Raw genomic sequence first — 26,594 nt, 5'->3', positions numbered from 1 at the left:
AATTCACTAAACAGAGGCACATATAAAAGGTTTCAGCCTTTTTTATTTAAAATTGATTGTACGAATAAAATTAAACTATATGAAACAACGTGATTTAAAGTATTCATGTCTCATTGCGGTTCTATACTTCGGTATGAATGTCAATGCACAGGTTACGCCAAAAGATTCTGTACAGAAAGAGCAGAAGATTGAGGAAGTAGTCCTAATTGGATATGGATCTCAGAAAAAAGAAAATGTGACCGGAAGCATCGGGACCGTATCTGCAAAAGATCTTGCAGACAAACCCAATGCCAATCCTCTTAGTTCTATTCAGGGTAAACTTGCCGGGGTAAACATTACCAATTCAGGTACTCCCGGAGGTTCTCCAAAAGTAGACATCAGAGGAGTGGGTTCTTTATCCGGAAATACTGTTTTTATTGTAGACGGTATGATTACTACCGATATCTCTTATCTTAGTTCTCAGGATATAGAATCGATGAGTGTTTTGAAAGACCCATCAAGTTTAGCTATTTTTGGAGCTCAGGCTGCTAATGGTGCGGTTATTATTAAGACCAAAACCGGAAAAGGAAAACCTGTTTATAGTTTCAATTCCTATTTAGGGATTAAAAAAGTAACTAATATTCCTAAAATGGTTAATTCTGATCAGTATATAGAATTATATAATGAAAAACTAATTAACGATACCGGTTCTACTACAGGATCTATTAACAGAAGTCAGTTTCCTGCGGATACAGACTGGTATAAAGAGATCTTCAGAACAAGCATCATCAATTCTAATGATTTTTCTGCAACAGGAAGCTTAGGAAAACTTAACTATTATGCCAGTTTAGGATATCTTCAGGATGAAGGTAACCTTGCTGCAGGAAGGGGAATTAACTCAGGAAGTGGTTTTAACAGATTTAACAGCAAATTAAACCTTAGTTATAAAATAACGGATAATATTACCATTGGAGATAACTTCAGTTTTTCCAAAATGCGTACTGACGTAGCACAAAACCCGGTGTTAACTTCTTTTATTGCTCCGCCAATATTTTCACCAATGAATCCTGCTACAGGGGATTATCAATATTTCAATGGGTATTCTATTGCCAACCCAAGGGCGATGCTTGATCTTTACCGTTCTCAGATAAGACAGGAAAGATTGCTTAATAATGTATGGGGAGAATTGAAATTCTTGCAAGATTTCACATTCAGAATCAGCTATTCTAATGATAATTATAGCCCTAGCCAGTATGAGTATACTCCAACTCTTACGTATGTTCCTGTAGCGAATCAGGTAGCCTCTACATTGGTAACAAGGAACTTTAGAAACAGAAATTACGTTTGGGATAACACCATCAACTGGAAAAAAAGCTTAGGGAACCACAATTTTGATGTACTTGCTGGTTTTTCCAGAACAAGAACATCTTTGTCTCAGGATTATGTGTCTGCCAAAAATGTTCATTATGATGGAACCAATGGTTCTCTGAATGTGGCAAACGGAACAGACCTTGTGTATATAAGCGGTGTAGATAGGTCTGATTTAAATATTAATCAAGATCAGCAAAGAATTCAATCTTTCTTCGGAAGAATAAACTATGATTATAAAGGCAAATACCTTGTAAATGCCTCTATACGTAGAGATGCCAGCTCCCAGGTGAGTGTTGACAGATCAAGAACGTTTCCTGCCATTAGTGCGGGTTGGGTAATATCTAAAGAAGATTTTATGAGCAATCAGAATGTCTTTAATTTATTAAAACTAAGAGCCAGCTACGGAGAATTAGGAAATCCTAATATCGGAAGAGGATATACTGCTAATACATCTCTTATAGCAGGTGGTGCTTATTTTGGGAATACAGGATATCCGGCTCAAACAATTGATCAGTTTATCAATCCTAATATTGGATGGGAGACTACAACAGGAAGAGATGTAGGGTTGGAAATGGCATTGTTTAATAATAAACTTAAAATTGATGCAGCCTATTACGACAAAGATTCTAAGAATGTAGTGTATGGTGTAAACCAGGGAACTGTATCTGGTGCAGCTAACTGGAATAATTTCGTAACCAATGCGTATTCTTTTAATAACAGAGGTTTTGAAGTATCGGTAAATTACAATACTAAAATCAGTGATAATATCGGTTTAGGAGTATATGGTAACTTTACCTCACTTAAAAACGAAATTACCTCAGTGTATGGTGGATCATACTTGGAAACGGGAGCGAGTTTATTTGGAAACTCTATTGTTAGATTACAGTCTGGTCAGTCAGTAGGTTCTTATTATGGGTATCAGGTTACCGGTGTTTTCCAAACTGATGCAGAAGCTGCAGCATCAGGACAGCCTGGAGCAAAAGCAGGATGGTTTAAGTTCGAAGATCAGGATGGTAATGGTGTTATTGACACAAGAGATAAAAAATTCTTAGGAAGTCCGATTCCAAAGGGAACCTATGGTTTTGGAGTTAATGTAAATGTCTATGATTTTGATATTGCAGTAGATTTCCAGGGCGTATTTGGTAATAAAATATACAATTACAACCGTGAACAGCGTTATGGAAATGAGACATGGGATTTAGATATGTATAATAACAGATGGCATGGAGCGGGTACTTCTAATACAAATTCAATGATTACCTCTAATCAATCCATTATTTTACCTAATAGTTTCTATGTAGAGGATGGTAGCTATATCAGACTGAGAAATATCCAGGTGGGATATAATTTGCCGAAAGAATTCGCCAAAGCACTTTCTATCACAAAATTGAGATTATATTTAAGTGCACAGAATCCATGGACAAGTTTCAAATATAGCGGCTTCTCTCCAGAGATTACAAACTCGGATAGAGTACAGATGGGAATTGATAATAATGTGTATCCAATCTCTGCAATTTATACAATAGGTATGAATCTAACATTTTAATTAAAAGAATCATGAAAAAAGTATTTTTAACACTTTCTATATTGTCATTAATCGCAAGTTGTAATGATGATTTTGTAGATATTAAAGATGAAGGACAGACTGAAGTGAAAAATTTCTTCACTACGCAGGATGATGCCATGCAGGCGACCAATGCGATTTACAGCTTTTTAAGAAGTTGGGAAAATTCAGGTTTCCCTGCTCAATATGTATTTGGAGTCCCTGGTGATGATGTGGAAAAAGGATCTAATCCAGGAGATTCATCATTCATCAATGCATATGATAACTTTACATTTACAGTAAGTGATGATGGAGTAAGAGGATATTGGATCGGACAATGGCAGGCTGTTAACAGAACGAATCAGGTGATTACAAACGTTCCGAAAATAGATATGGATGCTACCGTTAAAAACAGACTGATTGCTGAAGCCAGAATGTTAAGAGCCTATTTCTATTTTAACTTGGTAAGGATTTATGGAGGAGTTCCTATCTATGACGGATTACCTCCAGACGGTAATTATCTGAAAGGAAGAAACTCTACGGCAGAAGTGTATAACTTCATTGTTGCTGACCTTACTGCTGCAGCTGCAGTTTTACCTCAGAGTTATCCTGCATCAGATCTTGGAAGAGTTACAAAAGGAGGTGCCCTAGGATTGCTTTCAAAAGTATATCTTTATATGAAAGATTATCAAAAAGCATATGATACTTCTAACCAGGTTATGTCAATGGGATATGCATTGGATCCTGATTTCAATCATTTGTTCAGACCGGCAGGAGAATTCGGTTCAGAATCTGTTTTTGAAGTAAACTGTGATTGTTCTGCAGCATTTGGAGGTAGTCAGTACGCAGAAGTTCAAGGGGTTAGGAACCAATTTGGTTGGGGCTTCTTTACCCCTACGCCAGCACTGGAAAGTGCATTTGAGCCGGGAGATATCAGAAAAGAATTATCTATTCTGAGAGAAGGAGAAACAACTCTTGAAGGAGATTTAATTAAGAAAGGAGATCCTCAGGCAGGAAATGTATGGAATCAAAAAGTGTATGTACCAACATCTTTAAACAATAATGCATGTGGTTACGGTTCTATACAGAATATAAGAATTTTAAGATTTGCTGATATTCTTTTAATCAATGCAGAAGCAGCCAATGAATTAGGTAATACGGCTGTTGCTGTTACCAATATCAATAAAGTAAGAACAAGAGCTCACCTTGCGGATACAACGGCTTCAACTCAGGCTGCTCTTAGAACTGCTATCTGGCAGGAAAGAAGAGTAGAATTAGCGATGGAGAATGATAGATTCCCAGATCTAGTGAGAACAGGACAGGCTGCTACAGTGTTAGCTTCTAAAGGATTTGTAGCCGGAAAAAATGAACTTTTCCCAATTCCTTTGGATGCGATGAACCAAAGTAACGGACTTTTCGTACAAAACCCCGGTTATTAATCTATAACTATATAGAATAGCCAAAGTTCATCTTTGGCTATTTTTTTATTTAATCTATATAAATGTATATCATATGAAGTTAGGTATTGTTTCTATTCTTGCAGTGTCACTGATGGTTTCCTGCAAAAATGCTCAGGTAAAGAAAGAGGAAACCGCTCAAAATACAATAGTAAATCACACCATTACCGATGAGCAGTTGATGGATAAAGTTCAAAAAGAAGCATTGAAGTATTTCTGGGACTATGCAGAACCCCATTCAATGTTAGGATGCGAACGTTACCATGAAGACAATATCTATCCGGATAACGATAAACATGTAGTGACTACAGGCGGTTCCGGCTTCGGGCTCGCAACTGTATTAGTTGGAGTGGAAAGAGGTTTTGTTCCAAGAAAAGAAGCCGTGAAAAGACTCACCAATATGATGGATTTTCTGGCAAAAGCAGACCGTCATAAAGGAGCGTGGTCACACTGGATCAATGGAGAAACAGGAAAGACCGTTCCTTTCGGCAAAAAAGACAATGGCGGAGATTTGGTAGAAACAGCGTTCCTTACCTCAGGGATTTTAATGGTTCGTGAATATTTCAAAAATGGAAATGCCGAAGAAAAAGCCCTGGCAAAAAAATGTGATGAACTATGGAAAGGAATTCAATGGAACTGGTATACCAAAGGAGGAGAGAAAGTACTCTACTGGCATTGGTCTTCTGATTATCAGTGGGATATGAATTTTCCATTAGAAGGATACAACGAATGTCTGATCACTTATATCTTAGCAGCATCTTCACCAACTTATTCTATCGATGCTGAAACCTACTACAAAGGCTGGGCAAGAAATGGAGCCTACCTTACAGACAAAACAAAATACGGACTTCCTCTGTATGTAAAACACAACTATGCCGAAGAATACGGCGGGCCATTATTCTGGTCTCAATATTCATATATCGGTCTCGATCCTACGGGATTGTCTGATAAACTGGTTAAAAATTACTTTGACCTTAACAAAAACCAGGTCTTAATCGACTACAAATACTGTGTTGAAAATCCAAAACAATGGAACGGTTACGGACCAAACTATTGGGGATTAACCGCAGGGTACACAAGAAATGAAGATGGCAGCACAGGCTACACAGCACACATGCCTACCAATGATAACGGAGTAATTACTCCTACCGCTGCATTGAGCAGTTTCCCTTACACCCCAAAAGAATCAATGGACTTTTTGAGGTTTATCTATACTCAAAAGCCTCAGTTTATAGGTTCAGCAGGACCTTATGATGCTACTTCAATCAATTACAACAACTGGTTTACACCGAGATATCTGGCGATAGATCAGGGGACGATTGCCCCAATGATTGAAAATTACAGAACCGGATTTTTATGGAAATTATTCATGAATGCTCCAGAAATCCAGCAGGGACTTAAGAAATTGAGCTTCCAATCTACAAAATATGGAATAAAATAATTGAATTTTAGAATAACATTTTACACCAATAGGAACGAGTTTTAACCCGTTTGAAAAAATCAAAAATCAAACGGCTTTAGCCAAAACTTACATATTAAAATGAAAATTAAATTAAAGCACCTCCCCATCTTACTTTTACCATTTTCATTGAGTCTCAACGCTCAGGAAATTAAAGGAGAATTAAACAAAGAATTCAAAAGACAGGAAAAAATATCCTACATTCTCGATTACCCTCAAAAAGTAAAAGGAAATGTACCTTTGATCGTATTTCTCCACGGTTCCGGAGAAAGAGGAAATAATCTTGAAATGGTAAAAGCGCACAGCCCGTTCACGTATAAAAATCTGATCAAGGAACCGGTAGCGATTTTAGCACCGCAATGTCCTGCAGATTCATGGTGGGATACGGTTACGCTTTATAATTTGATAAAAGAAATTCAGAAAAAATATAAAATTGATGCCTCAAGAATTTACCTTACAGGACTTTCTATGGGCGGCTGGGGAACCTGGAAATTAGCCATGGAGCACCCGGAAATGTTTGCGGCAATAGCTCCCGTATGTGCTCCGGCAGATAGAATAATGGAAGCCAGTATTGATCAGTTTAAACAGTTACCTATAAAAATTTTTCACGGTGGAAATGATGATGTCGTTTCTCCAATGAATTCTATAGAAATGTACCAGGCTTTAAAAAAAGTAAATCCAACGGTTACATTAACTATTTTTCCTGATGATAACCATAATTCCTGGGATTCTACCTACTCTGATCCTAAACTATACGAATGGATGCTGTCACAGAAAAAAGAAAATATGCCCAAATAAAAGGTAAGGAAGTAAGTGTTATCATTAAAAAAATAGGATTGATATCCACTTAGGAATCTTAGTGAAGTAAAACAGCTTACTTATAACTAAAAACAAAACAGAACTATAATTTAAGAAGATAGATTTATGAAAAAGTTAATTGTAATCGCCACATTAGCACTGGCACCTGTGTTTTCTGCGCAGGAAATGGTCAATAAGCCCGTTCAGTCTTATCAGACGGCTCAATATCAAGCTAAAAAGAAAGCTTTTGTAGACAATCTTTTGTCAAAGATGACATTAGATGAGAAAATCGGACAGCTGAATTTGCCAAGCTCAGGAGATTTTACCACAGGGCTGGCTCAAAGTTCCGATATCGGAAAAAAAGTTGAACAAGGATTAGTCGGTGGACTATTCAACATAAAAGGAGCAGATAAAATCAAAGCAGTTCAGAAAGTAGCTGTTGAAAAAAGCCGTCTGAAAATTCCTTTGATTTTCGGAATGGACGTTATTCATGGTTACGAAACCACTTTTCCGATTCCTTTAGGCTTAGCGGCTTCGTGGGATATGAATCTGATTCAGCAGTCTGCAAGAGTTGCAGCAAAAGAAGCTGCAGCTGATGGAATCAACTGGACATTCTCGCCGATGGTAGACATCTCAAGAGAACCAAGATGGGGGAGAGTATCCGAAGGTTCCGGGGAAGATCCATATTTAGGAAGTGAGATTGCTAAAAATATGGTATATGGATATCAGGGGAAGGATTTAGCCAATGGAACCAATATTTTAGCTTGTGTTAAGCACTTTGCATTATATGGAGCAGGTGAATCCGGTAGAGATTACAATACCGTTGACATGAGCCATATAAGAATGTTCAATGAATATTTCCCACCTTACAAAGCAGCTGTAGATGCAGGGGTAGCTTCTGTAATGGCTTCTTTCAATGAAGTTGACGGCGTTCCGGCAACAGGAAACAGATGGCTGCAAACTGAAGTATTGAGAAACCAATGGAACTTTAAAGGTTTTGTGGTAACCGATTACACCGGAATCAACGAAATGGTTGACCACGGAATGGGAGATCTTCAGCAGGTTTCTGCTTTAGCATTAAAAGCCGGTGTTGATATGGATATGGTAGGAGAAGGATTCTTAACAACATTAAAAAAATCTTTATCCGAAGGAAAAGTAACTCAGGCTGAAATTGATATGGCAGCAAGAAGAGTTCTTGAATCAAAATACGACTTAGGATTGTTTGATAATCCTTACAAACATGGAGATGCAAAATTAGCAGCGAAAGAGGTGTACAGCATGGAAAACCGTAACATCGCGAGAAATGCAGCAGCTCAGTCAATGGTTTTGATGAAAAATGACAATCAGGTTCTTCCTTTGAAAAAATCAGGAACAGTGGCCGTGATCGGACCATTGGTTAACAATTCATTAAACATGGCCGGAACCTGGAGTGTGGCAGCGCAGCATGACAAGTCGGTTAATTTGATGCAGGGTCTCCAGGCTAATGCAGGAAAAGAAGTGAAATTCATTTCTGCTAAAGGTGCAAACATTGATTACGATGCCAAATTAGAAGATATCTATGCAGCCCACGGTAAAAAAACCGACAGAGACAACCGTTCTAAAGAAGCTCTTTTAAAAGAAGCAGTGGATGTAGCGAACAAAGCTGATGTAATTGTTTTAGCAATCGGAGAATCTGCAGAAATGAGTGGAGAATCGTCTTCAAGAACTGAAATTACCATTCCTCAGTCTCAGGTAGACTTATTAAACGAGTTAAAAAAGACAGGAAAGCCTATTGCGATGGTACTTTTCACAGGTCGTCCGTTAGCATTAACGAATGTAAAAGATACTCCTGATGCCATTCTTAATGTGTGGTTTGCAGGTTCCGAAGCAGGAAATGCCATTTCCGATGTATTATTCGGGAAAGTAAACCCTTCCGGAAAACTGCCAATGACATTTCCTAGAAGTTTAGGACAGGTACCAATTTATTATAACGCTAAAAATACAGGGCGCCCGTTAAGCCAGGAACTTACTGATAAATGTGAATATCAGAGATTCCGTTCCAACTATATGGACGAATGTAATACTCCATTATATCCGTTTGGATATGGATTAAGCTACACCAAATTCAACTATTCTGACCTTGCCGTATCCAATGCCAATCCAAAAGGAAACCAAACCGTTCAGGCTTCGGTTACCGTAACCAACACTGGAAATTATGATGGAGCAGAAGTGGTACAGTTATACATCAGAGACATGGTAGGAAGCATTACCAGACCCGTAAAAGAATTAAAAGGATTCCAGAAAGTTTTCCTTAAAAAAGGAGAATCTAAGAAAGTTACCTTTGATATTACTCCGGAAAGTCTGAAATTCTACAACGGAGCTTTAAAATTCGATTGGGAGCCGGGAGAATTTGATATCATGGTCGGAACCAATTCCGAAGAATTGAAACATTCAAAAATCAACTGGACAAAATAATTTTTATGTAAGCCGCTCGTATTGAGCGGCTTTTTTTGTATCTTGGAATGACCATAAACTAATAGCCTATTTTGGCACGATTTTCACCAAATTGAAAACATTTAAAATTAAAATATGAAAAAAACAATTGTACTCAGCGCTATGTTCCTCGGTTCATTATTTTTCGCACAGAAAGTTGGCGGAGATAGAGACGTTCACGGATGTATAGGGTCAGCAGGATATACCTATTCGCAAATCAAAAACGATTGTGTAAGAGTTTTTGAACAGAAAATTAAATTGAAAGAGGTAGGCTCAGATAAGAGCTATACCTCAATGACCGCTGTTATTTTCAGTAAGGATATGAAGAAAGCTGAAATTTTCATTCCGGATGGAAATGCAAAAAGCATTATTCTCGACAGACAAGGAAAAGGCAAAATCTGGAAAAGTGGAAGCCATATTAAAGAAAGCTATGTTTTAGTTCCTTACAAAAAAGCAGGCTATCAAATTAAAAAAGATGATGTGGTCATCTATCAATAAAAATAAAAAACAGGAAATCAATTTGACTTCCTGTTTTTTTTGCCTAAATTTTAAATATAAATTATCCTGCAACCAATTCCTCAGCATATACAGCACCCTCATAACAAGCATTGTAAATAGCTTTCAATTCATCCAATGTAGGCACTCTTGGGTTAAATCCTGTACATGGATCTATCAGCGCATTGTTAGCGATATAATCCAAGTTCTTTTCCCAGTCTTCTTTTGAAATACCGAATTCTTTGATCGCAGATTGATTGTTAACTTCAGAACGAAGTATTTCAACAGCCTGTGCCAATTCTTCAGCAGTTTCTTTACCGATTACTTTTGCCAAATCAGGATAACGGTCGGTTACCTGAGCATTGAAACGAATAACATTAGGTAAGAAAATAGCATTCGAAGCTCCATGAGGAATTCCATACAAAGCACCAACTTGGTGAGACAGAGAATGAACAATTCCTAACCATGCATTATTAAAGGCCAATCCTCCCATAAAAGAAGCATCATGCATATTCTGACGGGCTTTGATGTTGGTTGGATTGTCCACCACTTCTTTCAAATTGTCAAAAACCAGTTCCAATCCTCCTTTAGAAAGAGCATCAGCGATATTATTTTCAATATTTGAAACATAAGCTTCCACACAGTGAGTCAAAACATCAAGACCTGTATTTGAAGTTACATGAGCTGGCATTGAAGCACAGATTTCACCATCAATAATAGCAATATCAGGAGTCAGTTCATAAGAAACAATCGGATATTTTACTCCTTTTTCACGATCAGTAATTACTGCCAGACCTGTAGTTTCGGTTCCTGTTCCGCTTGTAGAAGGGATTGCAATAAATTTAGCTTTATTTCTTAAAACAGGTACGGTGAAAGGCTTGATCATGGCATCGAAATCAGCATCAGGATATTCATAAAACACCCACATGATCTTTGCCGCATCAATAGCAGAACAGCCTCCCAAACCGATGATCCAGTCCGGCTGGAAATTCTGGATAAATTCTGCGCCTTTAGCACAGGTTGCAGAAGAAGGATCCTCTTCCACACCTTCAAAAATCTGGGTTTCTATTCCGGCTTCCTGTAGAAAAGCAACCGCTTTATCTAAAGTCCCGCTTTTTCTCATCGAACCGCCACCAGTTACGATAACCGCTTTTTTACCGTTGATATTTTTTAATTCTTCAAGACTTCCCGCACCATGGAATACCTCTCCGGCAATAAATAATTTACTCATTTTTTTTCTTTAATTTAATGAGACAAAATTAGCCAGACCAGAATGCCTGATGTTATACAAATAAGACTATCCGATATACTTTTGCGCCAGTTCCTGCTGAAGTTCCGTTGGAGTTTCTTTAAGTTTGGCCTTTACAAACTTATTAAGTGCTGATGGTGAGTTAAAACCAAGATCAAAAGCAATCTCTTTATGCGTGAGGTCTGAAAACAGAAGCTGGCGTTTGATTTCTATTAGAATACGGTTGTGGATCGCCTGAATGGCCGTTTCTCCACAATGCTTTTTAGTTACCGTATTAAGTTTCTTAGCAGTTACCGCCAGTTTCCCGGCATAATATTGAACCGTCCGCTCTTGTTTATAATGTTGGTTGAGGAGTTTTTTAAAACGGACGTAAATCGGTTTGTCTGCCGTTTCCATATGCAGGATCGGATGCAGTCCGTGTACAGATTCTATCAGACCTAAAAGGAAAATTTTAATATGAAAACGGGCCTGTTCTTTCTTGATAAGACTGGGTTTTGTATAAATTTCCTGAATGATATCGATCGTATAAAGGCTTTGTTTAAAATCTTCAAGAGAAAGCATGGTGCAGTTAAGCTGGGTAGAAAGGTTGACATTGTACGTGCTCAGTTCGTTCTTTAAAATATCTGAACAAAAAAGGATTTCTTCAAATAAAATAATCTTACCCTTCAGATCTGCACTGGGATTTGATAGACAATGAACCTGCTCAGGAAATATCACAGAAATTTTTCCGGCGGTCAGCAGATGAACTTTCTCTTCAATATGAATCCGGATTTTGCCGCTTTCAATGACAAGAATGAAAAAATGATCTTTCTTGTGAGGCTGCAGGTACGTTTCAAGGTTGTCTGTATTCAGGTCAAAAACACGGAATGATAGGTTTTTATCTTCCTCTTTCTGAATGTTTTTCTTGATCTCCAGTTTCATCATGCCCTCCATAAATAGTGTTTTAAAACGAAGCGCAAAGGTAGAGCAAAACATTCCATACTTCCAATATGTTGAAAATTCACAAGAGCAAAACGGGATGAGAAGCTCAATCCCGCTATCCACTCATACTCCTCGTGCCAACGCTTTTCCCTTACATACTGCGGGGTATCCGTTTCTATCGGGGCTAGGGTTGACTACGTTTAAAGAATGTATGACAGAATAAAACAATGAAGCCACCTAATGAAAGGTTTGTCTAAGCACGAAAACAAAAAACAATTTCTCAGGCAAAAATCAGTAAGACAGGATTTTCATCTCTCACCGAAAAACCTTATTTTTGTACATCTAAAAAGTAATAAGAAAGAATGAATTCCTACAAAAATCCATTGGAAGAGCGGTACTCCAGTGAAGAAATGTTATTTAATTTCTCACATAATAATAAATTCCGTACTTGGAGAAAGCTTTGGATCGCTCTTGCTGAAATAGAAAAAGACTTAGGTCTTGAAATTTCTGACGAGCAGATTGCTGAGCTTAAAGCAAACGCTGAAAATATCGATTATGATAAAGCAGCAGAGTATGAGAAAAAATTCCGTCATGATGTAATGGCTCACGTTCACACCTATGGTGATGTGGCGCCTTCAGCAAAAGGAATTATACATTTAGGAGCTACTTCAGCTTTTGTAGGAGACAATACGGACCTTATCCAGATCCGTGACGGACTTTTAATCCTAAAGAAGAAATTGGTCAACGTAATGAAAAACCTGGCTGATTTCTCTATCCAATACAAAGATCTTCCTACACTAGGATTCACGCACTTTCAGCCGGCTCAGTTAACAACAGTGGGGAAAAGAGCAACCCTTTGGTTACAAAGTTTGGTTCTTGATATTGAAGAACTTGATTTCTTCCTTGAAACACTGCGTTTCAGAGGAGTAAAAGGAACCACAGGAACAGCAGCAAGTTTCTTGGAACTTTTCAACGGAGATTATTCTAAAGTAAAACACTTAGATAAGGAACTTTCAAAAAGATTCGGTTTCGACAGAGTATTTGGAGTTTCAGGACAGACTTACGACAGAAAGATTGATGCTAAAGTAGTAGCATTATTATCAAATATTGCTCAGTCTGCTCATAAATTCTCTAATGACTTACGTCTTCTTCAAAACCTCAAAGAGGTAGAAGAGCCATTTGAAAAAAACCAGATCGGTTCCTCAGCAATGGCTTACAAACGTAATCCAATGAGAAGCGAAAGAATTGGTGCTTTGGCAAAATATGTAATGTCATTAACGACAAGTTCTGCGATGGTAGCCTCTACACAGTGGTTTGAAAGAACGCTGGATGATTCAGCCAACAAAAGATTAACGATTCCTCAGGCGTTTTTAGCGGTTGATGCCATCTTATTGATCTGGAACAATATCATGAACGGAATTGTGGTATATCCAAACAGAATCAACAAGCACATTGAAGAAGAACTTCCTTTCATGGCGACAGAATATATCATCATGGAAGAGGTGAAAGCAGGAGGAGATCGCCAGGAGATCCACGAAGTGATCAGAGTTCACTCCATGGAAGCTTCTAAAAAGGTGAAAGAAGAAGGAAAAGAAAATGATCTGATTGAGAGAATCTTAAATGACGAATCTTTAAAATTAGATAAATCAAAATTAAAAGAAGTATTAGACCCTAAAAACTTTATCGGTTTTGCTCCGATTCAGACGGAAGAATTCATCAAGAATGAAGTTCAGCCGATTCTGGACCAGAACAAAGACCTGATAGGATTGGAGGCTGATCTTAAAGTATAAAACCATATGCAGTCTTTTCGGCTGCATATTTTATTTTAACCCAACCATGAGAAAAATACTTGTACTGGTTTCATTAATACCAATGGTTTCCTTTTCGCAAAAGAAGGAGATTTTACAGTATTTTATTTCGAAAGATTCTTTGGTGGGAGTAAAAAATGAAAAAGGGAAGATTATTGTTCCTGCTCAGTTTAAAATTTTTTCAATCATTGAGAATGGTGAACTGGTCAAAGAAGAAACTATTTACTTTGACGGTTTTAAAAAAGACGAGGATAAGGAAAATAATGCATGGGGATATGTGTATGACCGAAAAGGTAATTTTCTGTACAGACCTTTTCTATATGATAACGGAGCCGATTATTTCGAAGAAGGCGTAAGAAGATTCGTTAAAAACGGAAAAGTAGGATTTGCAGATAGAAATGGAAAAACGGTTATCGAACCCATCCATGATTTTGTATCACCTTTTAATTTTGGATATGCAGCATTCTGTGACGGATGCGACTGGGAAAAAACAAACGATGAGCATAAAGCAATCGTAGGAGGAACCTGGGGTGTTATGAATAACAGAGGAGAAGCGGTACAGCCTGCAGTAAAACAATCTGAAAAAGATGTGGAGCTGAACGGAGAATTATATCCCTATCCATTTCAATACAATGAAAAAGAGAAGGAGATTCTTCAGTTTTTCGAAAAACAAAATAAAGAGCTTTCCGATATCTATTATGTAAACCATTATAATACATTAGCTGAAAATGATAAGAAGCTTTTCTTTGAAATCGTTGAAAGACCAAAAGAAAACTTTCCCTATTTTCAGGTGAATACCTATGATACAGGAAAAATAAATTCAGGATCATCACGTTTTAATTTCTTAGTTTCCGAAGACGGTAAAAATTTTTACGCTCAGGACTATGAAGTTGAAAAGCTGCCTTTTGAGAAATGGCTTAAGAAAGAAATGAAAGAAGCTGAAAAATTTCAAAAAGAGCATCCGGATCATCCGAACAAGTTAAAAAAATAAAGTCTAATAATATTTAATATCTGGCATCTAATGTCTAATAACAAAAGAATTTTCGTAGAAAAAAGGGGAGTTTTCGATGTAGAAAGTCCAAAAATTTTTGATGAGGTAAAAGCGGTAGCTCCATCAGTCAAAAATATAAAAGTATACAATGTGTATGACATTTTCGGATTGCAGGAAGGTGAATTCGGGAAAGTGGTCAACAGCACATTCGTAGACCCTGTTACCGATATTTTGCATACAGAAAATCCTGCACAATCGATCCATTTTGCGATGGAGTTTTTGCCGGGTCAGTATGATCAGCGTGCCGATTCTGCGCAGCAGTGCATAGCGTTGCTGACGGGTAATGAAAAATCCAAAGTGAGAAGCGGAAGACTGATCCAGTTGGAAGGAGTATCAGAAGCTGACCTTGCTAAAATCAAAGAACTGCTGATCAATAAAGTAGAATCTCAGGAAAAAGACCTTTCCGTATTGAATATTCCTGCAGATGAAATTCCATCAGAGGTTTTGATTCATGAAAATTTTATTACGTTCAATGATGCCGAACTGGAAGATTTCTATAACAGTCACGGTTTTGCATTAGAATTAGACGATTTAAAATTCATTCAGGAATATTTTAAAACTGAAAAAAGAAATCCTACAGAAACAGAATTAAAAGTTTTAGATACCTACTGGAGCGACCACTGTCGTCACACCACATTTGAAACTGAATTATCCAATATTCAGTTCGAAGGACAATTCAAACATACATTAGATACTATTTTCAACGATTATATTGAGAAAAGAAAATTCTTAGGCCGTGAATTAAAGCCTATTTCCTTAATGGATTTGGCAACAGTATGCGCAAGATACTTCCATAAAACAGGAAACCTTGAGAATCTTGTGGTTTCTGACGAGATCAATGCATGTACCATCCAGATTGAAGCAGAATACGATGGAAAAAAAGAGCCATGGTATCTGTTATTCAAAAACGAAACTCACAATCACCCTACGGAAATTGAACCTTTCGGAGGGGCTTCTACATGTTTAGGAGGTGCAATCAGAGACCCATTGTCCGGAAGATCATTTGTATTCCAGGCGATGAGATTAACAGGAGCAGCAGATGTATTAGAGGCTGTTGATCAAACCTTACCGGGAAAATTACCGCAGAAAACAATTACCAAGCAGGCTGCCAACGGATATTCTTCATATGGTAACCAGATCGGTCTGGCTACTACAATGGTTTCCGAGATCTATGACGAAGGTTACAAAGCGAAAAGAATGGAAGTTGGATTCGTTGCCGGAGCTGTTCCTATCGACTGGGTAAGACGTGAAAAACCTGAAAATGGTGACTCTGTAATTATTTTAGGAGGCGCAACAGGAAGAGACGGTGTTGGGGGAGCAAGCGGAAGTTCTAAAGTACAGGACGAAAACAGTATCCATACCATGTCTACGGAAGTTCAGAAAGGAAATGCCGTTGAAGAACGTAAAATCCAGAGATTATTCAGAAATCCGGAAGTGACGAGACTGATCAAAAAATCCAATGACTTCGGAGCAGGAGGTGTTTCTGTAGCCATCGGTGAAATTGCCGATTCATTAGACGTTAATCTGGATGTATTACCATTAAAATATGAAGGGTTGAACGGAACCGAGCTTGCTATTTCTGAATCTCAGGAAAGAATGGCGGTTGTGGTAGAACCTAAAGATAAAGAACAGTTCATCAAATTCTGTGAAGACGAAAACATTGTTGCCGTAGAAGTTGCAAAAGTGACCGACTCAGGAAGAATGCAGATGTTCTGGAAAGGAAATAAGATTGTTGATCTTTCAAGAGCATTTTTAGACACCAATGGATGTTCTAAAAATCAGGAGGTGAAAATTACCCATCTTGAAGAGCTGAAATCAGAAAAAACCGCATTTTCAGAAGAAGAATTCTTAAAGATTCTAGGCGATAAAAATGTAGCTTCCCAAAAAGGACTGTTGGAGATGTTCGATGGTTCAGTTGGTGGGACTACCGTTGCGATGCCTTTAGGAGGTAAGTATCAGCAGACCCTGATGGAAGGAAGTGTGCAGACCCTGCCGATATTGGGAGCTAAAGATATAGAAACCGTTTCCCTGGCAAGTTGGGGATTTGATGCCGGTATTTCGAAGCAAAACTCATTATTGGGAGCGTCTTACGCAGTAGTGGAAAGTGTGGCTAAAATCGCTGCAATGGGTGGCGATTACAAAAACATACGCTTAAGTTTCCAGGAGTATTTTGAGAAACTAGGCCAGAACCCTGAGAAATGGGGTAAACCATTAGCGTCATTGTTGGGAGCATATGATGCTCAAATCAATCTTGGTCTGGCTGCAATTGGTGGTAAAGATTCCATGAGTGGAACATACCAGGATCTTAATGTTCCGCCAACCTTGATTTCATTTGCATGTGCAGACGGACAAAAGAAAAATATTATCTCTCCGGAATTTAAGAAAGCCGGGAATAAATTGTATTTCTTCAATCACACTCCGCAGGAAAACGGACTTCCAAACTACGAAGCTTTAAAAACAATTTTCGATAATATTTTTGAAAATATTAAAGCGGGAAAAGTGGTTTCTGTGAAGACAGTGAAAGAAGGCGGAGTTGCCGTTGCTTTAGCAAAAATGAGTTTCGGAAACAAATTGGGAGCAACAGTAACCCTCGCTGATGAGACCATTATATTAGCTAAAAATATAGGAAGCTTACTCATAGAATCTACAGAAGAATTGAATATTGCTAGTCTTCAATTGATTGGTGAAGTTCAGGATTCTAATATTTTGAAAATCAATAATTTTGAATTCAGCATTGAAAAATTACTTGAAGCTAATACAAAAACATTTGAAAATCTTTTCCCAACGGTTGAAAAAGAAAAATTAACGGTTGAACTGGATGAAAAACTAAACTCAGTTAACCCAAGAAATATCATTATTAAAAAACACGGTATTGCCCAGCCAAGAGTTTTCGCTCCGGTTTTCCCGGGTACCAACTGTGAATATGAAACGCTGAATGCATTCCAGAAAGAAGGAGCTTTAGTCAGCAGTCTTCCGCTTAAAAATATCAGCCATCAATTGCTTGATGAAAGCATCGATGCATGGGTGAAAGAAATCGGGCAGTCTCAGATTCTGGCATTCTCTGGAGGATTCTCTGCGGGAGACGAGCCGGATGGTTCTGCGAAATTCATCGTCAATGTTCTGAAAAACGAAAAGATGAAAAATGCCGTTCACGAATTATTGGAAAGAGACGGAATGATTATCGGAATTTGTAACGGGTTCCAGGCTTTAGTTAAATCAGGACTATTGCCTTACGGACAGATCAGAGATCTGGATGAAAATTCTCCTACACTTGCCCACAATGCCATCAGAAGACACATCTCTCAAATGGTGAATGTAAAAGTAATCAATGATGACAGTCCATGGTTAAAAGGAATGAAAGATCAGGTATTCACCATTCCGATCTCTCACGGGGAAGGACGTTTCATGGCTTCACAGGAAGAACTTGAAAGATTGTACAAAAACGGACAGATTGCAACACAATACATCGATTTCGATGGAAATATTGCTCACGGAATGCCGTTTAACCCAAACAATTCATTGTTCGGAATAGAAGGAATCACCAGTACATGCGGCAAAATTTATGGAAGAATGGGACACCCTGAACGTTTTGCAGAAGGGTTGATGAAAAACATTCCTACTGCCAATTACCATAACATCTTTAAAAACGGTGTCGAATATTTCAAATAAACATCATAAAAAAACGGCCGTCATTAATGGCGGCCTTTTTTCTACCCTGTCAGGATTCTACGATGAAGTCTCCGGTGTCCTGATGAAGGATGCAGATTGGAAAGTAGGAACTCTGGATGGTTTTAATGATATTCTATACGGCGGATTTGGAGTCTTTGAAAATAAAGATGAAGTTGAACTGACCTGGAAAAACGCAGAGAAATCAAAAAACGAATTAGGTTTTGATGCAACCCGTGATTTTTACCAGCACAAAATCAACCAGGGAAAACCTTTCAATACAGAATTAATTCAGCAAAAACTGGATGAATTGATGGCCGGAAACGGGCAAACTCTGTTTGATATTGTGATCGAAATTATAGAAGCACACAAAAATATTACCCTTATTTTAGAGTAATATATTTTCATTACAAATATAAAAATACATATACGCAAATGAAAAAAATGAGATACGGTCTGTTTTTCGGGGACAGTATTACTTACGGTGAATATGACGGTGTTTTTGGAGGCTGGGTAGACATCCTGAAACGATATGCCCTACAGAAATTCCATGAAGGAAGTGATGAACTGATTCTTTTCAATTTAGGAATCGGCGGAGAATCTACGGAAGGTCTTCTCAAAAGGATGCCCTATGAATTGAGCGCCCGGAATGCCGCAGATGGAAATATTGTTTTTATAGGATATGGAGCTAATGATCTGGCGGTAAAAGACGGAAAACAGATTGTAGATCCGGAACAGTTCAGAAATAACATAAAAACGGCGGTAGAACATGCAAAACAGTTTTCCAGTGACATTTATCTCGTAAGCATTTTACCTTTTTCCCAAAAAGTAGATGGAGTAGTGGCCGCTTCAGGAAAGCTAAGGATAAACGAAGATGTAATAAGATATAATCAGATTCTACAGCACATTGCAACTGAAAACGGCTTGATCTATATTGATTTTTATACTGCGTTTCTTGAAGACAGAGAGATTCTTCTTTTTGAAGACGGTGTGCATCCCAACGAAAAAGGATACGGAATGATGGCTGAAATTGCCATCCCAATTATAGAAAAATATTTATAATGCCCAATTTATTTTCATACGGAACCCTGCAGAAAGAGCAGGTACAGCTTGAAACATTTGGAAGAATTCTTAAGGGAAAAAAGGATTTTTTATCAGGCTACAGGATCAGAATGCTTGAAATTACCGATCCCGAAGTCTTACGGAAGAGCGGGGAGAAATACCATCCGATGCTGGAGTTTTCCGGAAATCAGGAAGATGAAGTGGAAGGTGTTCTTTTGGAAGTTACAGAAAAAGAAATTCTGCAGGCGGATGCATACGAAGTAGATGATTACCAAAGAATCGAAATTACTTTTAAATCTGGGAATAAGGGATTTATATATGTAGGAAAGTAGTTTTACAATTAATGAAGGGGATATTTTCAATATAGTAATAAAGAATTAACTCAATACATCTACAATATACTTGCAGTATACTATAATTCCTACTATAATGGATACTATTGTCATCAAAATAACAGCTCCTGCCGAAATATCTTTAATAAAGCCGATCCTTTTGTCAAAATCAGGCTGAATGATGTCACAGATCTTCTCTATCGCGGTATTGAATATTTCAGCGCTTAAAACTCCGAAAGAAACCACAAGAATGAGAATCGTGTCAAGACCCGAAAGTGGTAAGTAGAAAATTAAAAAGAGATTGATCAAAAGAGCCAGAAATTCAATCTGGAAATTCCTTTCCGATTGCAGCATATAAAAAACACCTCGTAAAGCATTGATAAAACTTCTATGAATAGGCGGCTTTCGCATGAATTCTTTTTAGCAAATATAAGATATGTATTTTGATTGCCGTTGAGATCAACAAAGAAAGAAGTATTGATGCATAGCATAAGCTTTTACATAAGTTTTAAAAGGATAAATGATATCCATACCTGTTCAAAAAGGATCGGTTTTCGTAAATAAAAAATAGCCACCGGCTATTGTAAAGTGAATATTTTTAATTCTAAAACGATTAATGGCAAAAATTTGAATGTAATACGAGGTCTGAAAACAAATTAATGATGTTTGTTAAAAACTACTATACATTATTTTTTTCATTCTTACATCTATTTGTTATATTTGTACAAACTTATTTTATAAATCTATGAAATTTATTATTTCAAGTGGTGAACTGCAGAAGGCTTTGCAAACTGTAAGTGGCGTAATATCAAGCTCTCAATCGAGACCGATTTTAGAAAACTATCTTTTTGAGTTAAACGAAACTCAAGTTACCATTACAGCATCTGATGGCGAAACAACCCTTGTAACTTCATTGGATGTTAAATCCGATGATGCTGGGAAATTTGCTGTTCCTGCTAAAATTTTTCAGGATTTTATCAAGACGTACGGCGAACAGCCTCTGACATTAGCCGTAAAGGATAATGCAGAAGGAACGGGAAGTCAGCTTGAGATATTAGATGAGAAAGATAATTTCGCGGTGGCATTGGATAATGCTGATGATTACCCAGAATTACCGGAATTCGATGCTTCGCAAAGTGTGACCATGACGGCCGGAGTTTTGTCTGAAGCCCTTACAAACACCCTTTTCGCTACGAGCAACGACTCTCTTCGTCCAGTAATGACAGGTGTTCTTTTCCAGTTTGGTGAGAATGAAACGAATTTCGTTTCTACAGACTCGCACAGATTGGTAGTATACAAAAGAATGGACCTGATGAATGCCGAACCCATGGAATTCATCATGCCTAAAAAACCGTTAAACATTTTTAAAAATATTTTAGCAAGCTCCAATGAAGACGTGAAAATCGACTTCAACGAGAATATGGCTAAATTTACTTTTGGGAAACACATCTGGATCTGCCGATTGATTGATGGGAAATATCCTAACTATACAGCGGTAATTCCAAAAGAGAACCCGAATGTACTGACTATCAACAGAAATCTTTTATTAGGAGCGATTAAAAGAGCCTCTATCATGTCTAATAAATCTACCAACCAGGTGAGATTTAAATTGTCTGCCAATATTCTTCACCTTCATGCTGAAGACACTGAATATGCAAACAAAGCAGATATGCAGATTCCTTGCGACTATAACGGAGAAGATATCAATATCGGATTCAGCTCTAAATTCTTAACAGAAATGCTGACTATTTTGAGTTCTGATGATATCACCATGAAAATGTCTCAACCAAACAGACCGGGAATCATCGAGCCTTTAGATGGTCTTGAAGACAACGAAAATATCCTGATGTTATCAATGCCGGTAATCGGATTGTAATCATTAAGAAATAAATAATAAAAAGAGATTTTGATTTTTCAAGATCTCTTTTTTATGATAAGAACAAATATGCTATGCATTGAGTTACATGTACGATTATGCAGAAACTACTATGTTTGATCTTCAAATACCTGTGGTAGCAATGATTCTGCAGGAGAAATAAAAATGCAGAGCTGATAAAAGTATTATTTTAAAGTTCCTTCTAAATTTCTCTATTTCTCAAAAAAACACGACATTTGTAGGGACAAAAATTCAAATAAAATTTTCAAAATAAACGGATGAAGATATCAAATAACTGGCTGAAAGATTACATAAAAACGGAATTGAAACCTGAAAGAATCGGTGAATTCCTTACTGATATTGGTCTTGAGGTTGAAGGAATAGATAAATTTGAAAGCATAAAAGGAAGTTTGGAAGGTATTGTAGTAGGGAAAGTATTAACCTGCGAAAAACATCCGAATGCAGATAAGCTAAAGAAAACAACAGTAGAGGTAGGTAATGGAAAGGTACTGAACATCGTTTGCGGTGCTCCGAATGTGGAGGCAGGGCAGACGGTTCCTGTAGCAGTTGTTGGAACAAAAATCTACGACAAAACCGGAAGTTTTTTTGAGATTAAAGAAGCGAAAATCAGAGGAGAGGTTTCACAGGGGATGATCTGTGCTGAAGACGAACTAGATCTTAGTGAAGATCACGGGGGAATTATGGTACTGGATGAAACTCAGTATGAAGTCGGAAAGAATTTTGCAGACTATTTTGAATTGACAAATGACGATGTTTTTGAGATCGGTTTAACACCAAACAGAACGGATGCAATGTCTCATTATGGGGTGGCAAGAGATCTGTTTGCTTACCTTTCAACCAATAAACAGAAATCAGAATTTGAGAAAATTTCTTCTGAGGTATTAAATAACGAAGGTTCCCACAGCTTTACTCTGGAAGTTGAAGATAAAGAATTGACTCCAAGATATATCGGTGCTGTGATTGAAGATGTGCAGGTAGCGGAATCACCAGCTTGGCTGAAAAACAGAATCAAAGCGATTGGGTTAAGCCCGATTAACAATATTGTAGATATTACCAACTATGTTCTTCATGGATTGGGACAGCCGCTTCATGCCTTTGACGCAGATAAAATCGCTGACAAAAAAGTAAAAGTAGGTACCGTAAAAGAAGGAACTAAATTCACGACTTTAGATGGAGTTGAAAGAACGTTAAACGGTTCTGAAATCATCATCAAGGACGGGAAAGATACTCCGATGTGTATTGCAGGAGTTTTTGGTGGTGCTCATTCAGGAGTTTCTGGAGAAACCAAGACTATTTTCCTTGAAAGTGCTTATTTCAATGCGGTAGCTGTAAGAAAAGCTGCCAAAGCCCACGGATTGAATACAGATGCTTCTTTCAGATTTGAAAGAGGGGTTGATCCTAATATCACCAGAACAGCCATTACCCATGCGGTAAAAATGATTCAGGAGTTAGCTGGAGGAAAACTGGTAGGAGAGCTGCTGGAAGAATATCCTAAGAAAATAGAAGATCATTATGTGATCATCAGATTCTCTAAAATTGAACAGATTTTAGGAACAAAAATCCATAGAGAAAAAGTAAAAGAAATTTTAAAAGCCCTTGAAATTCAGGTTTTAAATGAAATTCAGAATGGACTTGAAATTTCTGTTCCTGCATACAGAGCAGATGTAACCAGAGAAATCGACGTTATTGAAGAGATTCTAAGAATTTATGGATATAATAAGATTGAAGCTCCTCAGAAAATTTCGTTTACCCCTGTTAAACAGAATGCCAACGATCAGGATGAGCTGGAAAGCAACTGGGCAAGAACTTTACAGAGCCTTGGTTTCAATGAAGTGATGAACAACTCACTGACTTCTGTAAAAGATGAAAAAGATGCTGTAAAGCTATTGAATCCGTTAAGCGGTGATCTGGCTTTCATGAGAAAATCTTTATTGGAAGGTCTTCTTCAGAATGCAATCTACAACATCAACAGAAAGAATCAGGATATTAAATTCTTCGAATTCGGGAAAATTTATCATAAAAGAGAACGTTACGAAGAAAGAAAACAATTGGCCGTATTAGTTTCGGGAAGAGAAGCGGCAGAAAACTGGCAGCAGCCAAAATCAGCTACAGATTTCTACCGATTGAAAGCGTATGTAAAGGTTTTACTGGAAAGGCTGTCAATTGATTATAGAGAAACGGCTTTGTCAGACGAGAGATTCTCTGATGCAGTAGCGTATGAAGCAGATGGAAAAATCTTGGTGAGAATAGGAAAAGTAGCTCCTGCTATGTTGAAAGATTTTGATATCGATCAGGATTGTTTCTATGCCGAAATCGAACTGGAATTTGCTCAGGAATTACGTTTAGGAAATGAACTGAAGTTTAGAGATATTCCTAAGTTCAACAAAATAAGAAGAGATTTGGCATTGCTTATTGATAAAAATATTAATTATCAGGAGCTTTATCAGACTGCTAAAAAGAATAAATCACCATTCATTAAGAGTATTAACTTATTTGACGTTTACGAAGGTAAAAATCTACCGGAAGGCAAAAAGTCTTACGCGATGAGTTTTGAGCTTTTAAATGAAGAGAAAACGCTTGAAGAAAAGGAGATTTCAGAAGTAATGGATTCTCTGATCAAATCTTTCCAGAAAGAGTTTAATGCAGAATTGCGTTCTTAAAAGATAATATTGATCTAATATATCATTAGAAACGGGCTTCGGCCCGTTTTTTTATTGCCGTTTTTCAAAATACAACTCCTTTTTATTTCACATAGATTAACGGATTTAACAGATTATTTGTTTTTTTATTATAAAAAGAATCCAGCTGTTTTGAGAGGTGATTTTGATGTTTTGCATATAGAATAAATACCAAAAGATCGATTACTAAACATAATAAAATCCTTTGAAAGCCGTTTAGATAATATAATTTCCGTAAATTTGAGTAAATCAAAAAAGAAAAAAATGAAAAATCTTTTTTTAAGTATATGTGCAGCTGCAATGCTGGCATCGTGTGGTACCATGTCGAGCCCGTCTGCTTCGAAAGTAGGAAAGGCCCAACCTTCATTAACCAATACAAAATGGACGTTAGCAGACAATGTAAAAGGTAAGGTTCCGACTTTAAGTATTGAAGGGGAAAAAATTAACGGAAATGCAGGATGTAATAACTATTTCGGAACAGTAAAACTGGATGCTGCCTCAGGGAACTTCACTGCAGGGCAAATGGGTTCTACAAGAATGATGTGTGATAATATGACGGTAGAGCAAAACTTCATGGATATGATCGGAAAAGCTAATAAATATGTAGTTTCTGGGAATACCTTAGAATTATACAAAGACAATCTTTTATTATTGAAATTCAATAAAGCTGAATAAAAACAAAAGGAACTCAATTGAGTTCCTTTTTTATGTTTAGAGTAATTATTAATCTTCCTCTTCCTCGTCGTACTTAGCCAACTCTTCGTCACACCATTTGAAAGCAGCTTCTACTACTTTAGTAGCCTCATCTGCCATGGTCTCTTCATCATCACCTTCTAAATCATCCAGCCACTCAACTTCTTCTTCCTCAACGTTTAAAATAAATCTTGGATATTCTGTGTGTACTACGAATAAATCTTCTGGAAATTCTGAATTATCTGCTAATAAAAACTTAGGTAATTTCATTTTTTTAATGTTTTAACTTTGACCAAAGATAATAAAATTATTGGTATTTGTTCTTGTCGATTTTAATTTTTTGAAAAACTTTATACCGGGTCAAAGTCGTTCTCTGCAAGCTATCTTTAGGTTTGAAAGTAAGCGTAATACGGGGATTTACAGTGCTGATAAGTTCCGCAACGCGTATTTCTTCCATATTGTCGTCCTTCAATACAAAAAATTGGATAGGTACCTGATCCAGGTTTTCACTTTTTAAATAAACGGATATTGCTTTTCTGTTTTCCAGATAATTTCCTTTGGAAAGCCAGGTAAAAGCCATTCCTGATAATAAGCTTAATGCACCGATCGCGTACACTTTGGTATTCAAAAGTTCAAAGAGTCTGCTGAAATATAAAAGCCACAGCGGAACAATAAAGGGAGCAAGAATTCTGTAATCTATTGGAATTACGGAATAAAAATATTGAATAAAATACGAACAGATAATACCGGTAATTCCGATCAATATAAAAAAAGATTCTGTTTCTGTAAGCTTTTTTCTGGTGAACAGGTAGATCATGAGTGCGATATTCAGCAGCCCGATTCCATAAATAGCATAATTTATTAACCCTCCACCCGGATTGGCAATATGCACAAACGGATTGAAAGAAGTGGTAAGTCCCTGAAAAAGCTCAACCAATAGTTTTGAAGTTGGATGCAGCCCTATTTCCAGGAATTGCTTGACATAATTTTCGTTAAAATAGTCGATAAACAAAAACTTGTACAGTACGATGAAAACAAGCCCTATAGCACCAGAAATAATAAAGGAAGGTGAATACTTTCGTTTCCAGAAAATCAGCCCGAAAAGCCCTGTAGCTCCTATAATAAATAAAGCACTGTATCTAATGTTATAAAGAGCGATCAGCGATAAGGAAAGGTAGAAAATGGCTTTTCCTTTTTCCAGTTTGCCCGTAATCACAAGATGTGCAGTATATAAAAAGAGAAAGACAAAAGGAAGGATCAACGCCTCGCTCATCGTGTAGGCATACGTAGAAACAAAACTAAATAATGCACTTATAACAATAGATTCTCTCTGATAAAATTTCTTTTTCCAGCAAAAATAGATGATGAATAAAAATGCAGCAATTCCTACTGCTTTGCTGCCCCAGAATTCATCCAGGCCAAATAAAGTAAAGAATTTAATGCTTAAAGGATAACCTAATGGAGTTGTTGTATTATCAATAGTCGGAAAGACGTGGGCAAACCTCATATACCGTATGGAATCAGGATTTACGCGTCCTTTCTCATTGAATAAAAAACGTAAAATGGTCATCACTAAAGTAATGATGACCATTGTTATTTGAATATTTTTTTCTTTTATTTTCATGGAAGAAATTGAATTTTGTCTTATCAGCCCATATTCTCC

20 protein-coding genes are annotated in these 26,594 nt (G+C 37.2%); 15 read left to right on the top strand and 5 right to left on the bottom strand.

The genetic code is table 11. From position 1 onward, the window contains the following. Positions 1-79 precede the first annotated feature (79 nt). The 6 genes from SB679_RS21325 (at position 80) to SB679_RS21300 (ending at position 9,577) form a co-directional block, all read left to right on the top strand. Entirely contained in the window at positions 80-2,896 is a 2,817-nt protein-coding gene (locus SB679_RS21325; protein WP_410704323.1) for a SusC/RagA family TonB-linked outer membrane protein, read from the top strand. Between the two features lie 11 nt (positions 2,897-2,907). After that, on the top strand, positions 2,908-4,332 hold the full coding sequence (locus tag SB679_RS21320) for a RagB/SusD family nutrient uptake outer membrane protein (RefSeq protein ID WP_410704322.1): 1,425 nt from the start codon (positions 2,908-2,910) through the stop codon (positions 4,330-4,332). A gap of 73 nt (positions 4,333-4,405) precedes the next feature. Next, positions 4,406-5,791, top strand: a complete 1,386-nt coding sequence (locus SB679_RS21315) for a glucoamylase family protein (protein WP_410704321.1) — start codon at positions 4,406-4,408, stop codon at positions 5,789-5,791. A 99-nt stretch (positions 5,792-5,890) separates the two neighbouring features. Beyond that, a complete protein-coding gene (locus tag SB679_RS21310) occupies positions 5,891-6,607 on the top strand; it encodes a prolyl oligopeptidase family serine peptidase (RefSeq protein WP_410704320.1) in 717 nt (238 codons plus the stop codon). 126 nt (positions 6,608-6,733) lie between these two features. Further along, entirely contained in the window at positions 6,734-9,061 is a 2,328-nt protein-coding gene (gene bglX / locus SB679_RS21305) for a beta-glucosidase BglX (RefSeq protein WP_410704319.1), read from the top strand. Between the two features lie 114 nt (positions 9,062-9,175). Next, the gene (locus SB679_RS21300) at positions 9,176-9,577 is read left to right on the top strand and encodes a hypothetical protein (RefSeq protein WP_410704318.1); all 402 of its coding nucleotides are present in this window, start codon (positions 9,176-9,178) and stop codon (positions 9,575-9,577) included. Positions 9,578-9,638: 61 nt separating this feature from the next. Here SB679_RS21300 and SB679_RS21295 read toward each other — a convergent pair whose 3' ends face one another. Both SB679_RS21295 and SB679_RS21290 read right to left on the bottom strand, forming a co-directional pair. After that, positions 9,639-10,805 (bottom strand): iron-containing alcohol dehydrogenase, encoded by a 1,167-nt coding sequence (locus tag SB679_RS21295; protein WP_410704317.1) that lies wholly within the window; start codon positions 10,803-10,805, stop codon positions 9,639-9,641. Between the two features lie 66 nt (positions 10,806-10,871). Then, positions 10,872-11,756, bottom strand: a complete 885-nt coding sequence (locus SB679_RS21290; protein ID WP_410704316.1) for a helix-turn-helix domain-containing protein — start codon at positions 11,754-11,756, stop codon at positions 10,872-10,874. Positions 11,757-12,106: 350 nt separating this feature from the next. On the opposite strand from SB679_RS21290, the gene purB reads away from it, so the two are divergent. From purB to SB679_RS21260, 6 genes are read left to right on the top strand one after another with little or no spacing between them, the layout of a single operon-like run. Beyond that, the gene (gene purB / locus SB679_RS21285; protein WP_034711787.1) at positions 12,107-13,534 is read left to right on the top strand and encodes an adenylosuccinate lyase; all 1,428 of its coding nucleotides are present in this window, start codon (positions 12,107-12,109) and stop codon (positions 13,532-13,534) included. A 46-nt stretch (positions 13,535-13,580) separates the two neighbouring features. Continuing rightward, positions 13,581-14,543 (top strand): WG repeat-containing protein, encoded by a 963-nt coding sequence (locus SB679_RS21280; protein ID WP_410704315.1) that lies wholly within the window; start codon positions 13,581-13,583, stop codon positions 14,541-14,543. A gap of 30 nt (positions 14,544-14,573) precedes the next feature. Then, complete coding sequence (locus tag SB679_RS21275) at positions 14,574-18,272, top strand: phosphoribosylformylglycinamidine synthase (RefSeq protein ID WP_410704314.1); 3,699 nt, start codon at positions 14,574-14,576, stop codon at positions 18,270-18,272. Then, complete coding sequence (locus SB679_RS21270) at positions 18,253-18,666, top strand: ribonuclease inhibitor (RefSeq protein ID WP_410704313.1); 414 nt, start codon at positions 18,253-18,255, stop codon at positions 18,664-18,666. Before SB679_RS21275 ends, SB679_RS21270 begins: the two co-directional genes overlap by 20 nt. A 38-nt stretch (positions 18,667-18,704) precedes the next feature. Continuing rightward, the gene (locus tag SB679_RS21265; RefSeq protein WP_410704312.1) at positions 18,705-19,331 is read left to right on the top strand and encodes an SGNH/GDSL hydrolase family protein; all 627 of its coding nucleotides are present in this window, start codon (positions 18,705-18,707) and stop codon (positions 19,329-19,331) included. After that, positions 19,331-19,663 carry a gamma-glutamylcyclotransferase family protein gene (locus tag SB679_RS21260; protein ID WP_410704311.1) on the top strand — a complete coding sequence of 111 codons (333 nt, stop codon included), beginning with the start codon at positions 19,331-19,333 and terminating at the stop codon, positions 19,661-19,663. The genes SB679_RS21265 and SB679_RS21260 overlap by 1 nt, the downstream gene beginning before the upstream one ends. A 45-nt stretch (positions 19,664-19,708) precedes the next feature. Here SB679_RS21260 and SB679_RS21255 read toward each other — a convergent pair whose 3' ends face one another. Continuing rightward, a complete protein-coding gene (locus SB679_RS21255) occupies positions 19,709-20,074 on the bottom strand; it encodes a diacylglycerol kinase family protein (protein WP_410704310.1) in 366 nt (121 codons plus the stop codon). A 334-nt stretch (positions 20,075-20,408) separates the two neighbouring features. On the opposite strand from SB679_RS21255, the gene dnaN reads away from it, so the two are divergent. The 3 genes from dnaN (at position 20,409) to SB679_RS21240 (ending at position 24,913) form a co-directional block, all read left to right on the top strand. Next, positions 20,409-21,539: a DNA polymerase III subunit beta gene (gene dnaN / locus SB679_RS21250; RefSeq protein ID WP_034711779.1), complete on the top strand. Its 1,131-nt coding sequence runs from the start codon at positions 20,409-20,411 to the stop codon at positions 21,537-21,539. Between the two features lie 278 nt (positions 21,540-21,817). Beyond that, on the top strand, positions 21,818-24,220 hold the full coding sequence (pheT, locus tag SB679_RS21245; protein ID WP_410704309.1) for a phenylalanine--tRNA ligase subunit beta: 2,403 nt from the start codon (positions 21,818-21,820) through the stop codon (positions 24,218-24,220). Positions 24,221-24,502: 282 nt separating this feature from the next. Next, a complete protein-coding gene (locus SB679_RS21240) occupies positions 24,503-24,913 on the top strand; it encodes an META domain-containing protein (protein ID WP_410704308.1) in 411 nt (136 codons plus the stop codon). Between the two features lie 48 nt (positions 24,914-24,961). Here SB679_RS21240 and SB679_RS21235 read toward each other — a convergent pair whose 3' ends face one another. Beyond that, the gene (locus SB679_RS21235; protein ID WP_002977986.1) at positions 24,962-25,201 is read right to left on the bottom strand and encodes a hypothetical protein; all 240 of its coding nucleotides are present in this window, start codon (positions 25,199-25,201) and stop codon (positions 24,962-24,964) included. A gap of 37 nt (positions 25,202-25,238) precedes the next feature. Next, positions 25,239-26,555 carry a hypothetical protein gene (locus tag SB679_RS21230; RefSeq protein ID WP_410704307.1) on the bottom strand — a complete coding sequence of 439 codons (1,317 nt, stop codon included), beginning with the start codon at positions 26,553-26,555 and terminating at the stop codon, positions 25,239-25,241. Between the last annotated feature and the right edge of the window lie 39 nt (positions 26,556-26,594).

The sequence above is a fragment of the Chryseobacterium sp. SIMBA_029 genome (assembly GCF_046535275.1).
In the GTDB taxonomy this organism is placed as follows: domain Bacteria; phylum Bacteroidota; class Bacteroidia; order Flavobacteriales; family Weeksellaceae; genus Chryseobacterium.
Note: the sequence above shows the minus strand (reverse complement) of the source record. Positions and strands in the feature narration are given on the sequence as shown.